This window comes from Gorillibacterium timonense (assembly GCF_001457415.1).
Taxonomy (GTDB): domain Bacteria; phylum Bacillota; class Bacilli; order Paenibacillales; family NBRC-103111; genus Gorillibacterium; species Gorillibacterium timonense.
Genome location: NZ_LN881724.1, coordinates 43,022 through 57,441 on the forward strand (window position 1 = coordinate 43,022; position 14,420 = coordinate 57,441).

Annotated in this window: 11 protein-coding genes; 9 read left to right on the plus strand and 2 right to left on the minus strand. The window is 55.1% G+C overall.

Annotated features, from left to right (window positions below; all coding sequences use genetic code 11):
• The first annotated feature begins 64 nt into the window (after positions 1–64).
• Entirely contained in the window at positions 65–1,315 is a 1,251-nt protein-coding gene (locus tag BN2684_RS13020; RefSeq protein WP_187385772.1) for an MFS transporter, read from the plus strand.
• A gap of 183 nt (positions 1,316–1,498) precedes the next feature.
• On the plus strand, positions 1,499–2,488 hold the full coding sequence (locus BN2684_RS13025) for an ROK family protein (protein ID WP_058302620.1): 990 nt from the start codon (positions 1,499–1,501) through the stop codon (positions 2,486–2,488).
• Between the two features lie 77 nt (positions 2,489–2,565).
• Here the strand turns inward: BN2684_RS13025 and BN2684_RS13030 are convergent, their stop codons facing one another.
• Positions 2,566–3,657 carry a threonine aldolase family protein gene (locus BN2684_RS13030; RefSeq protein ID WP_058302621.1) on the minus strand — a complete coding sequence of 364 codons (1,092 nt, stop codon included), beginning with the start codon at positions 3,655–3,657 and terminating at the stop codon, positions 2,566–2,568.
• A 286-nt stretch (positions 3,658–3,943) separates the two neighbouring features.
• Between BN2684_RS13030 and BN2684_RS13035 the strand changes: the two genes are divergently transcribed.
• Positions 3,944–4,717, plus strand: coding sequence for an acetoin reductase (locus BN2684_RS13035; RefSeq protein WP_058302622.1), 774 nt, complete (start codon positions 3,944–3,946; stop codon positions 4,715–4,717).
• Between the two features lie 169 nt (positions 4,718–4,886).
• Here the strand turns inward: BN2684_RS13035 and BN2684_RS13040 are convergent, their stop codons facing one another.
• The gene (locus BN2684_RS13040; protein WP_058302623.1) at positions 4,887–7,271 is read right to left on the minus strand and encodes an ABC transporter ATP-binding protein/permease; all 2,385 of its coding nucleotides are present in this window, start codon (positions 7,269–7,271) and stop codon (positions 4,887–4,889) included.
• A 215-nt stretch (positions 7,272–7,486) separates the two neighbouring features.
• On the opposite strand from BN2684_RS13040, the gene BN2684_RS13045 reads away from it, so the two are divergent.
• From BN2684_RS13045 to BN2684_RS13070, 6 genes are all read left to right on the plus strand, one after another.
• Positions 7,487–8,161, plus strand: a complete 675-nt coding sequence (locus tag BN2684_RS13045; protein ID WP_058304537.1) for a response regulator transcription factor — start codon at positions 7,487–7,489, stop codon at positions 8,159–8,161.
• A gap of 83 nt (positions 8,162–8,244) precedes the next feature.
• The gene (locus tag BN2684_RS13050) at positions 8,245–9,240 is read left to right on the plus strand and encodes a HAMP domain-containing sensor histidine kinase (RefSeq protein ID WP_199825320.1); all 996 of its coding nucleotides are present in this window, start codon (positions 8,245–8,247) and stop codon (positions 9,238–9,240) included.
• Positions 9,241–9,352: 112 nt separating this feature from the next.
• Positions 9,353–10,132: a YdcF family protein gene (locus tag BN2684_RS13055; RefSeq protein ID WP_058302624.1), complete on the plus strand. Its 780-nt coding sequence runs from the start codon at positions 9,353–9,355 to the stop codon at positions 10,130–10,132.
• A 100-nt stretch (positions 10,133–10,232) separates the two neighbouring features.
• On the plus strand, positions 10,233–11,513 hold the full coding sequence (locus tag BN2684_RS13060; RefSeq protein ID WP_058302625.1) for an MFS transporter: 1,281 nt from the start codon (positions 10,233–10,235) through the stop codon (positions 11,511–11,513).
• A 98-nt stretch (positions 11,514–11,611) separates the two neighbouring features.
• Positions 11,612–12,154, plus strand: a complete 543-nt coding sequence (locus tag BN2684_RS13065) for a guanylate kinase (RefSeq protein ID WP_058302626.1) — start codon at positions 11,612–11,614, stop codon at positions 12,152–12,154.
• Positions 12,151–14,406 (plus strand): ATP-dependent helicase, encoded by a 2,256-nt coding sequence (locus BN2684_RS13070; protein ID WP_058302627.1) that lies wholly within the window; start codon positions 12,151–12,153, stop codon positions 14,404–14,406. Before BN2684_RS13065 ends, BN2684_RS13070 begins: the two co-directional genes overlap by 4 nt.
• Positions 14,407–14,420: the final 14 nt, after the last annotated feature.

The window sequence follows — 14,420 nt, forward strand, 5'->3', positions numbered from 1 at the left end:
GCGCCTTCTAACCGGTTTCATGAAACCGGTGGCTGGAAGCGACAGAAAGAGAGGACTTAGAGCTGTGCAGATTCGTCTGTGGAATACCAATTTGAAGGTCCGATTGTTCGGAGAAGCCTTGTATAACATGCTGTTCTGGATGTACTTTCCGTTTATCACGGTCTACTTTGGCGAAGCGTTCGGTAATGGAGTGGCGGGCGCCTTGATGTCGGTCCCGCCTTTGTTCAGCTTGCTTGGAAGTTTGCTCGGAGGAGCCTTAACTGACCGGTTGGGGCGTCGTCCCGTCATGCTGCTGGGTGCTGCGCTGCAGACGGTCATGTTCGTCCTGTTTGCCATGTCGCCGTCCCATTGGATCGACTATATAGCTTTCATCGGCATCGGAATTGGGGGAGCCGTTTACAGGCCGGCAAGCAGCGCGATGGTGGCGGACCTCGTTCCCGCAGAGGACCGCCGTCAGATCTTCGCCACGTTCATGACGGCCAATAACATTGGAGCTGTGCTTGGACCTGCTCTCGGAGCTATTTTCTTCTTCCGTTATCGCCAGGAGCTGCTTTGGACGTGTGCGCTCGTCTTGCTGCTTTATTTAATCGCGATCTATTTTCTGGTCCAGGAATCCCTTCCGCAGTCGGCGAAGGGCAAAGGCGAATCCCTATCGATTCCGCGAGTGCTCAAGGAGCAGGGGAAGGGATATGGTGTCATTTTTCGGGATCCTATCTTCTTCGTCTATACTTTGGCAGGGATCTTTGCTCTCGTGCCCATCATGCAGCTCGACCTCTATCTGTCCGTCTACGTGATCAATCACGTCCCTCCTCAGTCCTTGTTCGCCTGGAAGGGGGTCCCCCTTCTGCTGTCTGGCAAAGAGATCTACGGGTGGCTGCTTGGGTTTAACGGCCTTCTGTTCGTCTTGTTCATTCTTCCGGTTACGAAATGGTTCCGTCACTGGAAGGAGCGCAATGTCTTCATTCTGTCTTCGCTTCTCTCGGGAGTGGGCACATTCGCGGTTGGTCTGAATGATAATCTAGGGTATCTGTTCTTCGTGACGATCTTCTTCACCTTTGGCGAAATGGTTCGCTCTCCCGTGACGCAGAGCTTTATCAGCCGCTATGCCCCGGAGCATGCGCGCGGACAGTACATGGGAGCCGACAGCCTGCAGGTCACGATCGGGAAATTCCTCGCTCCGATGACGGTTTTTCTATCGAGCTGGCTGCCGCCGATGGGAATATTCAGCATCATCCTGGCATTCGCCCTCATCAGCATCGGCTTCTATATCCTCTTGTTTCGCTTGTATGTGGAGAAACCGGAGGGGGAGAGTTAACGGAGTGAAAGATGGCATCCACTCAGCACAGACTGCAAGGCGGTCTTCAAAAGACGGATGCATCCGAAGAGGGGACAATCGATTCAAAATGGATATTGGTCGGGCTCTCAAAGATTGCTTAGACTTATTCCGACTGGTGTTAACGGGCGTACGATTGATCCGAAAAGCGAGAGGATGAAAGCGATGAACGGGTATCGGATCGGGATTGACCTTGGCGGAACTGCGATTAAGTCCGCCATTTTTGATGCGAATATGCAACCGGTCCTAGAGAGATGCGACCCCACGGAGGCGGCGATGGGACCGCAACATGTCCTGCATAAGATAACGAGGATTGTTCAACAAATGTTGGCCGAACTATCGATTAGCGAGAGCTCTGTCGCCTGCATGGGGATGGGCATCCCCGGCTTGCTCGATCCGGAGTCGGGCTTGTCTTTCTTTTCCCCAAACTTTCCTGAATGGGAAAATATTCATGTGGTTAACGAAATGAAACAAGCCTTCGCATTCCCAATTTTTATCGATAACGATGTGCGGGTCAATCTATATGGGGAGTGGCTCTTCGGTGCGGGTTTAGACAGCAAGAACATCCTTATGGTCACTTTGGGAACGGGGCTGGGGTCCGGAATTGTAGTCGATGGAGCCATGCTTTACGGAAAAACGGCCAGTGCCGGGGAAATCGGCCATATGAACATGTACCGGGAAGGACGCCCATGTCGCTGCGGCAGCTCCGGTTGTCTGGGGAGATATGTCTCTGCGATTGGGATGGTAAGGACGTTTACGGAGCGGCTTGAACATGGCGCCGAAAGTGTGATCCTCGCCTGGACGGGCAACGATCATTCCCGGATCACGGCCCAGATGATATCGGAAGCATACGATACGGGAGACGCGCTGGCGATTGAGGTGATGCATGAAACGGGAGTATTGCTCGGCTTTGGCCTCTCCAATGCGATCAATCTATTGAACCCGGAACTTGTAATCATTGGTGGTGGGATGTCAGCCGCCGGGGATCGCCTGCTCACTTCGGTTCGGGAGACCGTCAAGAGTCATAGCTTACAAGTGTCTTCTCAGGCTTGTCGGATTGTTCCGGCGGCATTGGGTGGAGAAGCGGGAATGGTTGGGGCGGCGGCCTATGGAAGCCGAAGGCTTCATTCTTCGGGCCCTTCTCCATTCCGATGAGCACCAATAAGAAAAGCAGGTCGATCCTGGCGATTGAACGCCGCCATCGACCTGCTTTCTCTTTGGATATCGGATTGTTACGCCTCTAGCAAGCGTTGTTTCAGCAATCGAAATGCTGCTTCCAGCTCATCCTTGGGGATGCTTTCGTAGGCGTCCCCGATGCTCAGCTCAAAGGAACAACGACCTTCACTGGATTCATTGAGGTAACGTGTAATTCCGATCCCCGATTCCACTTGAACTGCAGCTAAAAGGGGCTCTAGCTTCTCCTTGGGCAGGGCGATATGCACATGGAACATGTTCGAGACCGGCACCTGCGGTAATGTGGACACATAGCGGCAGTCATTGAACAAAGCCGCGAGCTCCTTAGCCCCTTCGTAGTAGGCCCCCATCTTGTCGACTCTTTGATGGTAGTAATGAGCGGCGGGGATGATATACGGATAGAGGCCGATGAGGTCTCCGCCATGCCGTCTCTTCCAAATCTTCGCTTGCTCCGTGAACGCCTTAGGTCCGGCCAGAATGGCTCCGGCAACTGCGCCAATCCCTTTGTAGAAGGAGATGTAGACGCTGTCGAACAATTGACAGACTTCGGCTGCGCTCTTGCCGTAGTAGGGCAGAACCTCAAACAGCCGTGCACCGTCGAGATGGACCCGGATGCCCCGCTCACGGCAATAGGCGGAGATGGCTTCGAGCTCCTCATAAGCAGGAAGCTGTCCACCGATTTCGCGCTGGGGAAGCTCCAGCAGGAGGCAGGAGATGTCTCCTTCCATGTTCTGCACATCGCTCAGCGTGATCAGCCGATCCTTGTCGGCAAGCAGCAGCGGCTCCAGATGATGCAGCTCCTTCAGCCCGTCCTGCTCATGAATCTCCAGGTGGCACAGCGGGTGATAGGCGACGCGCTTTGTTCCGAGCTGATCGCTCCAAATGCGCAGGGCGATCTGTTGAGCCATGGTACCGCTGGGGAAAAATACAGCCGCTTCTTTACCGAGCACGGCGGCCATCTCCGCTTGAAAGTCCTCGATGATACTCCCTCTACCGTAAGAGTCTCCTGCAAGGCTGCCCTCAACTTCCGCAAAGGCGTCCTTCAACGTCTCAACCCTCCACTTTCCGTGGCCCCCCAATTGCCGAGACGCAGCGTTAAACGTTTCTGCCAAGCCTTTCACAACGTTCATTCGGACGAAAACCCCTTTCCTTCAACCGCTAGTCTGAGAACAGTATAATACAGGATTCGAGCGAATGGGCGGAAAAAAGGCGTCATTGTCACTTGGGGCATGCAGGTGCTCGACGCTTCGGATACGGCGAAACCGTAGGCTGAAGTGGGCAAGGGGAGATCATCAACCTGTGGTTTTATCAAACCGACGGTAAGGGATGAACGAAGAAAACGGGGGAACCCTATAGCTGAATGGAATGTATGCCCAGGCTCTTCTAGAAAATTCGGATCAGGAGGAATCCATTCTTATGGAGAAACAGACGGCGATTGTTACGGGTTCAGCGCAAGGAATTGGCAAAGCCATCGCTATGCGTCTCGCAAAAGACGGCTTTAACGTGGTGATCAGCGACGTCAATTTGGAAAGTGCCAAGAAAGTTGCGGAAGAAATTCGCGCACTCGGAGTGGGATCTGCCGCTGTGAAGGCCGACGTCAGCTCTCGGGAAGAAGTGGGGAAGCTTGTAGAAGAGACCGTGAAGAGCTTCGGGACGTTGGATGTCTATGTATCCAACGCGGGCATCGCTCAGGTTAAGCCTCTGCTCGAAGTGACGGAGGAGGAGATGCAACGGATCTTCAAGATCAATGTCTTCGGCACGATCTTCGGCCTTCAGGCTGCGGCCGAACAGATGAAGCTGCAGCCGCAGGGAGGCAAGATCATCAATGCGGCGAGTATCGCCGCTCACAAGGGAATGAGTATGCTCGGCATGTATTCCGCCACGAAATTTGCCGTTCGGGCCATCACGCAGGCGGCGGCTCAGGAGCTGGCCCAGTTCAAGATCACCGTCAATGCCTACTGTCCGGGCATCGTCATGACCCCCATGTGGGATTTGATCGATGAGAAGATGGCAGAATACATGGGGCTGAAACGAGGGGAAGCGTTAGCCAAATACTCGGAGGGGATCATTCTCGGGCGTACCGAGCAGCCGGAGGATGTAGCCAATTTCGTTTCCTACCTCGCCTCCCAGGACTCCAACTACATGACCGGTCAATCCGTATTGATCGACGGCGGTATCTTGTTCTCTTGAGAGGGCTTAAGTGATGGTTTCCTGTTAAATCTATACACCTTCAAGTACGCGGACAACGTCGCAAGAGCTGTCTTCATGCTTGGAGGTGTTTTTTCATGCAAAAAAAGAATGATAACGAAAAAACCGTCCGCCTGGTGGGCGGACGGTTGCAGGAACTTTCGTCAGAAGGTCACTCGCTGCGCAGAGCGACGACTGGATCTTTCTTGGCAGCGAATTTGGCGGGAAGGAAACCGCCGATCATGGTGAGCGTCACGCTGATCACGACGAGCAGGAAGGCGTGGAGCGGGTTCAGCTGAGCCACGTTCGAAAGATCGGTGATGTTCTTGAGAATGATGTTGATCGGTAACGTCAGCAAATAGGCGATTCCGATACCGAGTAGCCCCGAGAGCGACCCGATGATGAAGGTCTCCGCATTGAATACGCGCGTGATATCTTTCTTCCGGGCGCCGAGTGCGCGCAGTACCCCAATTTCCTTCGTCCGTTCGAGGACCGAGATATACGTGATGATCCCGATCATGATGAGCGACACGACGAGGGAGATGCCGGCGAACGCGATCAGGACGATCGTGATGCCGTCCATAATGCCGCTCGACAAATTGGTAACGATCGCGGCTATATCGGTGTAGACGATCTGGTCCTTGGTGTCCTTGCCCTCATTCCATTTGTCCAGATAGCTCACGATGTTTTCCTTCGCTGCGAAATCCTTCGGATAGAGGGAGATCATGGCGGGGACTGACGTAGCACCGAGCGCTCCGAGGGTATCGTCTTTCGAGAGAGCCGTGAGCGGATCGACGGAGCCGACACTGGTCTGTCCAATATTGACGCTGTTTTGCATCGCGTTCGCATCGCTTGCTGCAAGGAATGGCTTGCCGGACACCACATTGACTTTGTCCTGCTGCTCTTGTGCCTTCACCACTGCGGAATTCTTCGCGTTCTCGATGAAGGTTTCCGCGAGCTTATTGGAGTAAGCAATGCCGGCTTGCATGGTGGACATCGGAGAGTCCTCCTGGATGCGGATGACTCCGGTGATCTTCAAGGTTACGGCTTTCGGGCTCTCATACAGCTTGCTCAGGTTGGAGGCATCGCCGTTGACGGAGTAGACGGAACCATTCGCTACGTAATAGTCATCATTGTAGACGAGCTTGAACTCGCGGCCAATGATCTGGTCGAACGGAATGGACTTGGCCTTGTAGTCGAACCCGAGCGCTTCCAGCGCGCTGTTGTTGAGGCGGTTGTAGTTGTCCACGACCATGACGAGGTCGGTGGGCTCCTTCGGGAAGCTGCCGGCGAGAAGATCATAATACGATTCCAAGTAGCTGCTCGTCGAGCCGCCCGGCTTACTCGGGTAGGGGGAGAAACCGGCGTTGTTCGTATTGAGTGCTACCGCATTCGTTCCGTCGAGTCGCAGAACGTTCATGTTCACCTTGCGACTATACGAAATGCCGTCCAGGTCATTCACCGAAAGCCCCTGCAAGTAGTCCAAGTATTCCGAAGTGATCACGTTCTTGTGAAGGATCGTGTTGGCCGTGGGATCGTAGGGATACAATTCATTATTTTTGGGGAACTCGGTTAAGCCGGCTATGCCCATTCTCTCTTCGGGCGTTGCATGACTCATGCTGTCCAGCATGGCCGCGGTCTGGCTGATTGTCACCGGGAAGTTGGAGAGAGCGCCGGATTCGTAGTTGCTGATCTGCTTGTCAAAGCCGTTCGACAGCGAGAGGATGAGCGCGATGCCGATGATCCCAATGCTGGAGGCGAAGGCGGTGAGCGCCGTGCGCCACTTCTTTGTGGCGATATTTTTGCCAGATAGCTTCAGTGCCGTGAAGAAGCTCATCGCCGTCTTTTTCAGCTTGTAGTTCGACTTCGAGTCTTGCTCCGCCGGAGGATTGCTGTCCGAGATGACGTTGCCGTCCCGGAACTGGACGATCCGGTCCGCATAGGCTTCTGCCAGCTCCGGATTGTGGGTGACCATGATGACCAGCTTGTCTTTCGCGATCTCCTTGATGAGCTCCATAATTTGCTCGCTCGTCGCGGTATCGAGTGCGCCGGTCGGTTCATCTGCCAGAATGATGTCGGGATCATTGGCGAGCGCCCGCGCGATGGCGACGCGCTGCATTTGTCCGCCGGAGAGCTGCCCCGGCTTCTTGTGGATGTGATCCTTCAAGCCGACCTTCTCAAGGACTTCCAGCGCCTTTTTGTGCTTGGCGGATGCGGAGACACCGCTTAAGGTCATCCCCATCTCGACGTTATCCGTGATGCTGAGGTGCGAGATCAGGTTGTAGCTCTGAAAGATAAACCCGACGCTGTTGTTGCGGTAGGCGTCCCAATCGCTGTCCTTGAACCCTTTGGTTGAGGCTCCGTTGATGATCAGGTCTCCGCTGTCGTATTGATCGAGCCCGCCGATCACATTGAGGCAGGTCGTTTTACCAGACCCGCTGGGACCGAGAATCGCGACGAACTCGCTCTCTCGGAAGCTGAGGTTGACGCCGTTCAGCGCCGTTTGGGTAAAGTTGCCTGTGGTATAGCTTTTGGTGATGCTTTTCAATTGAAGCATGGTTAGTCTCTCATCCTCTCGTCTCTTATGCCCTCTCTTTGATCGTCTGCGTTAGCTTCATTCAGGTGCGTACAGGATAACACGTCATTATGAACTCAATATAAACTATATGTACGGATGCAAGGGACGATGGGTTTCGGTTTATGATGGGTTCATATTCTCGTTGTATAATGGATCGGGTGATAAGAGGTAACGGAATGAAAGGCGGGAAGATCATGATTACGGTTCTGGTAGCGGAAGACAACGACAAGCTGCGACAGCTGATGGGTACCGTTCTCAACAAGAACGGGTACCATGCCATTCTAGCGGAGGACGGCCAGAAGGCGCTCGATCTTCTGGAGACGAACCATGTCGATTTGCTTATCGCTGATATCATGATGCCGAATGTGGACGGTTATGAACTGACGAGACGGTTGCGTGAAGCGGGCTACTTGAATCCCGTTCTGATGGTGACGGCGCGCGAGAGCTTCAAAGACAAGCAGATGGGTTACCTTGCCGGGACAGATGATTACATGGTGAAGCCGATCGATGTGAACGAGATGATTTTGCGGGTGGGGGCGCTCTTGCGCCGGGCCAAGATCGCCAGCGACCGCAAATTGACCTTTGGAGAGCTGATGCTCGATTACGATTCCATCACGGTCTATCGGGGAGAGGAAGGCACGCTGCTTCCCCAAAAGGAATTCTATCTGCTGTACAAGCTGCTCTCCTACCCGAATAAAATTTTCACCCGACTCCAACTGATGGACGAGATCTGGGGCATGGATTCAGAGACTGACCCGCGTACGGTGGACGTTCACGTCAACCGACTGCGGGAGCGGTTTAAGAATGACCCCGAGTTCGACATCGTGACCGTTCGCGGGCTGGGGTATAAGGCGGTGAAGAACGTTTGAACTCTCGGGGCCAAGGTTCTCGCCGTCATGTAAGGGACGCTCATCGGTCCCGCCTTCCCGGTGACTTATGGGGAGTGCTGGTTTTGTTCGTATTCGGAATCATGCTGTCAGCAGCTATATTGATGGGGATCATGACGCATCTTATCATTAAGTTCAACTTGGCTAGAGTGGGTCAACCGAATTTCATCTGGGTGATTCTGATCGTAGCAACAACCAGCGTTCTGCTCGGCACCGCCCTGAGCGCCCTCAGCGGGCGCAAGCTGCTCGCTCCGCTCACGGAATTGAGCAATGCGGCCAAAGAGGTCGCCAAAGGCAATTTCGACGTGAGACTGACTTATGACAACCACAAGGTTCGCCAGCTGGGAGAGATGGCGCGCAACTTTAACAAAATGGTTCAGGAACTAAGTGGGATTGAAACGCTGCGGAGTGATTTCGTGGTGAATGTGTCACACGAATTCAAGACTCCGATCGCGGCGATTGAAGGTTACGCCGCCCTGTTGCAGGACAAAGGGCTGTCGGAGGAAGAGTTCCACGAATACAGCCGCTTGATCATGGAGAGCACGAAGCAGCTTTCCTCTCTCTCGAGCAATATCCTGAAGCTGTCGAAGCTGGAGACTCAGGAGATCACGCTGGACGAGAGCGAGTTCCATCTGGATGAGCAGATCCGCCAGGCTTTGCTGCTGCTTGAGCCGCTGTGGAGCGACAAGGAGCTGAATCTGGAGATTCAACTCGATCCCATTCGCTATACCGGAGACGAGGAGCTTCTCATGCAGGTGTGGATCAACCTGCTCGGCAATGCGATCAAATTTACCGAACGAGAAGGGGAAATTTCGGTTGAGTCGACGGTCACAGAGGAGGCGATCACGGTGACGATCGCCGATACGGGCATCGGCATGACCGAGGAGGTTTGCAAGCGGGTGTTTGAGCGCTTCTACCAAGCGGACGGCTCGCGGGCTCTGGAAGGGAACGGCCTTGGGCTTCCGCTTGCCCGGCGCATCGTTGAGCTGTGCGGCGGAGATATCGTCGTGGAGAGCGAGCCGGGAGTCGGATCGGTGTTTACGGTGCGCCTTCCGGTATGACGTCGTTTGGCGGATGCTCTTCTTTTCTTCCGGTTTGGATAGTAAACTGGAAGAATACGAGGTTGTCTGATTATGGGCAGCTTGGCGAGTAAAGGGGGACGGCCTGCAGGTTATGAAGCGGCAATGGCTAAAAAAAGGACTTTATCTACTCCTGATGATCATCGGCGTTCTCGGCATCTTGAACACGGTACTCCTTTTGCTCCATACGAACGTGAACCTGGGGACGCTTTTGCCCGCAGCAGCGGGGATTGTGCTCGTGGTGGTCGCTCTCTTGAAATTGACCCGATTTCAGGATAGGCCGCTGCTCAAGAACCGGATCCTCCGCAACGTGGCCCTGGTCTGCCTTGCGCTGCTTATCGTATCCTTCGTTGGAGTGGAGTCGCTCATCCTGACCCAGACCCGCTCGCAGCAGGAGGTGGAAGCTGACTATCTGGTGATCCTGGGCGCAGCGGTTAAGGGAGAGACGGTATCCCTGACTCTCAAGCAGCGGCTGGATAAGGGGGCCGACTATTTGAACCGGTATCCCGATGCGAAGGTCGTGGTGACGGGGGGGCAAGGGTTTGGAGAGGCAATCTCCGAAGCGGAGGCCATGAAACGGTATCTGCTCACCAAGGGGATCGAGCCTGCGCGAATCGTGACGGAGGATCAGGCAACCAGCACCATGGAGAATTTCGAATACACTCGGAGGCTTTTGGACAATTCGGGGAACGGAGACTCGCGGAAGATCATGATTGTCACAAGCGATTATCACATGCTGCGCTCCAAGATGCTGGCCCGAAGGAACGGATTCGAGCCGTACGGCATCACCTGTGGCACCCCAAAGTCCGTTTGGGTCAACAGCTATGCCCGCGAGTATTTTGCCATGATAAAATCTTACTTGTTCGACCGTTAGGAGCGCGTTTGCAAACACGCTCTAGAAGAGTCAGCGCCATAAAGTCGTAGTCTCTCTGATCGAATGGATGCTTGCAATTGCCGGAAAGGAACGTCATGAAATGAAGGACCCGAAGCATTACCGTCTTCTGTGGACGGGACAAAGTCTATCCAACCTGGCGGACAGCCTGTACATTCTGACCGTCGTCACCATCGTCTACACCCTTACGGGATCGGCGCTGTTCTCTTCGCTGATCCCGCTCGCACGAGTAGCGGGACAGCTGACCTGCGGCCTGCTCGCTCCGCTGATCATGGACCGGTTCAAGCTGACCTCCTTGATCAAGCTTTCGCAGCTGCTGCAGGTGATTCTGTTCGGCGTTCTCGTGCTGATCACACGCAGCATGAATACGAGCGGCATCCCGCTCGCTCTTCTGATGGTCGCTCTCTTATCTTTTACCGATGGGATTACGACACCGGTACGCAATTCGCTCATTCCCCAGTACGCGGGCAAGGATACCCTGCTCAAGGCCAACGGGTTGATGGCGACCACCGACCAGATGGTGCTGATGCTCGGCTGGGCCGGAGGAGGCGTTCTCGTCAGCCGAATCGGCGGTCCTGCGGCGATGCTGTGGATTCTCGCCTTGTACGGCCTGTCGCTCGCTCTGACGTTACTTCTCCGGGAGCCGATGGCTCAGGCAGAGGCGGCCGTCGATTCCGTTGCTGCAAGAGAGGCTGAAACGGTAGCGGAGGGGCAAGCCACGGCTGAGAAGCAAAAGACGGCGAGCGCCTGGAGCTCCATCAAGGAGGGCTGGCAGACCATGTGGCGGAACTCCACCCTGCGGCTGATCCTGACCATGGAGATCGTGGAGGGAGCGGTGGGAGCTTCGTGGATCGGGGCGCTGCTGCTGGTTTATGTAACCGAGCAGATCAAACAAGATACCGAATGGTACGGGTTCCTCAACGGGGGGTATTTTGCCGGCGCGATTCTCGGGGGAGTGATCCTCGTCTCGCTGACCAAGCGGCTGATGCGCAACCCGGCTCTGTCGATCATCACAGGCGCGGGAGTGATGGGCGTCATGACCCTGATCTTCGCGTACACCACAAGCCCTTGGCTTGCCCTGTTTCTCACCGTGGCCATGGGGCCCTTCCAGCAGGTCCGGGAAGTGACGCAGAGAACGGTCTTCCAGCAAGCTTGCCCGGAGCCCAAGCTTCCGAAGGTGATGAGTGCCGAGAATACGCTGAATTACACCTTGTTCGGGCTATCCGTAGTGCTCCTCTCGTGGATGACCGACAGGTTCGGTATCACGTTCGTCTATACGCTGACGGGATTGTTCAGCCTGGTCGTCTGCTTGATCGCAATAATCAACAGAAACAAGCTTCAAACGCGGGATTCCGCTTCTTGATGATTACGGTGCTTTTCTTGATAGAGTGTGTGGAGTATTCGCATCCATCACACCAATGGCACCAATCGCATCCATCGCACCATTCGGGAGGCTCTAGAATGAAGCACAACTTACTCGTCTTTCAGGGACCAAGCGCCTCCGGCAAGAATACGCTCCAGGCCCGGCTGGGCATCCCCCGGGTGATCACCTGGACATCCCGAAGGCCGAGGCCGCATGAAGCGCATGGCGTCGATTATCACTTTTCCACACGGGCAGAGATGGAGATCGGGATGGAGCGGGGTCAGTTTCTGGAGATGACCGACTACAACGGGCAGCTGTATGGAACCTCACTCGAATCCATCAAGCGGATCATGACGAGCGGCGAGCGGAGGTCCATCATCCTGGATGTCCATGGAGCACGAAAACTCAAGGAGCTGTATCCGGATCAAGTGCTGCGGATAGGAATCCGCACGGGGATCGAGGATTGCAGAAGACGCCTTCTGGCCCGGGGATCGGAGGAAGACGCTGTAAAGCGTCTTGCGACCTACGGAGAAGAGGCGGAAGCTCTCACGGAATGCGATCTGATCATCGCGAATTCGGATGCGACTAAGAGCACGGCGGAGGCCATCATCGATTATCTACGGAAAGGATTAATGGAGTGAAGGAATCCGATTTTTTCATCCGCCTGCGCGAGTCGGGCATTACATTGAATGAGGTACAGAAGCAGGCGGTGCTTCATACGGAGGGACCGCTTTTGCTGCTCGCCGCTCCGGGATCGGGCAAGACGACGACGATCATATCCCGGATCGGCTATTTGCTCGAAGGCAAACAGATAAACCCTAAGCGGATCAAGGCTCTGTCCTTCAGCCGGGCTTCCGCGCGCGATATGAAAGAGCGATTTGAGCACGTGTTTCCCGAGCTGCCTACCGTCGACTTTTCCACGATCCATAGCCTGGCGTTCCAAGTGATGAAGAGGGATTTCCACAAGAGGGGATTGGATTTCCGGGTTATCGAGGGCGACAGGGACTCGGAGGAGAAGGATGCCGCCGAAGCGGGCCAGCCTCCGCTGTCCAAACGGTTTCTCTTGCGGAATCTGTATCGCTCCCTTACGGGTGAGAACCTCACCGAGGACCAGATGGAGGAGCTTGCGACAACCATCAGCTGCATCAAGAACAAAAAGCTCCCGAGGGAGCGCTGGACGAGCGTTCATACGGACGTTCCACAAGCTGCCAAGGCGATGGAAGTCTATGAAGCGTACAAGCTGAGCGGCCCGGATGGCCGGCTGGTTGATTACGAAGACATGCTGACCTTGGCGGAACAGGCGTTGGAGCGGGACCCCTCGCTTCTCCGGACGTATCAGGAGAAATTCGATTACATCCTCACCGACGAAAGCCAGGACACCTCGCTTGTGCAGCACGCGATCATCGAGAAGCTGGCGAGAAGGCACGGAAACCTCTGCGTGGTAGCCGACGATGACCAGAGCATCTACGGCTGGCGAGGAGCGGAACCGGACTACCTGCTGGATTTCCGAAAGGTGTATCCGAACGCGGCAGTCCTCTACATGGAGCAAAATTACCGGTCCTCGCAGGAGATCGTTCACGCCGCTAATGAATTCATTAAGCGCAATAAGAACCGGTACGCGAAGAACATGATGACCCAAAACCCTTCGCAGGAGCCGGTCCTCTTTCGCAGGTTTTCCGATCATGGCAAGCAGGTGAGCTATCTCGTACAGGAGATTCGCAAGGTGGAGAACTTGGCGGAAGTGGCCGTTCTGTACCGCAACAACTCGTCCTCCATCGCGCTTATGAATCGGTTCGACCGCGCTGGAATTCCCTTCTTCATGAAGGATTCGGACAACCGGTTCTTTTCCCATTGGGTGGTGGAGGATGTCCTCAATTTTATGCGCATGACCTTCACGGAGAAACGACCTGAGCTTCTGGAGAAGATCCATTCGAAGATGAACGGCTACATCAGCAAGCCGCAAATGGCGGCCTTGAAGGAGCTGGGGGTCGGGGAATCGGTGTTTGACGATTTGCTCGCTCATGGGCTCTTGCAAGATTATCAGATCAAGCCGGTAGCTGAAATTCGAGATACCTTTCGCAGAATGCGGGGAATGCCTCCGCTTCAAGCGATCCGGGTCATCCGAAACAGCCTGGGGTACGAGAAGGCTCTGGACAAGCTGAGCGCAAGGCTCGGGTTCAATTGCGAATATCTGCTCGGAATCCTGAACGCGCTCGAAGAGATTGCGGAGCCGCTAGAGACGATGGAGCAGTTCGCGGAGCGGCTGGCTTATCTGAAGACGGTGCTGCAAAAGGCAAGGCCCAAGAAGGGGCAAGCGGCTGTCACCTTCTCTACCTTCCACAGTGCGAAGGGGCTGGAATTTGAACGGGTTTACCTGATCGATCTCGTGGAAGGAACCATTCCGTCCGAGCACGACCGGACTCCCGGTCAGATGGAAGAGGCCGTGCGTCTGTTCTATGTCGGCATGACGCGGGCGAAACGGCGCTTGGAGCTGCTCTCCTATCGGAAAAAGGACAAGCAGGACCTGCAAGAGTCGCGCTTTATGGCGGCCGTGCGCAGGATTGTGAATCCGGAGGAAGCGGAAGACAGACAGGCAAGGCCGTCTCCCGGCGGGGCGGCGGCAAGAGGGAGGCAGGCCGGAAGCAGTCGGACCAAGGGTTCAACGGAGGGGGCATCCTCTTTGGCGTCTGTTCGATCGAAATATGATGATCCCGAGTACATCGGAAGCATTCCATTCTTGAAGGTCGGAGCGGCTGTCAAGCACGCGTTGATCGGACGCGGAGTGATTCTGCGGCTGGAAGGCGACGAGATCGAGATTCGTTTCGATTCAGGAGACAGGCGTTTCTCGGTTGGAACCTGTCTGAGAATGGAGCTGCTTGATGCCGCTACGTAAGCGATTTGCCAAGG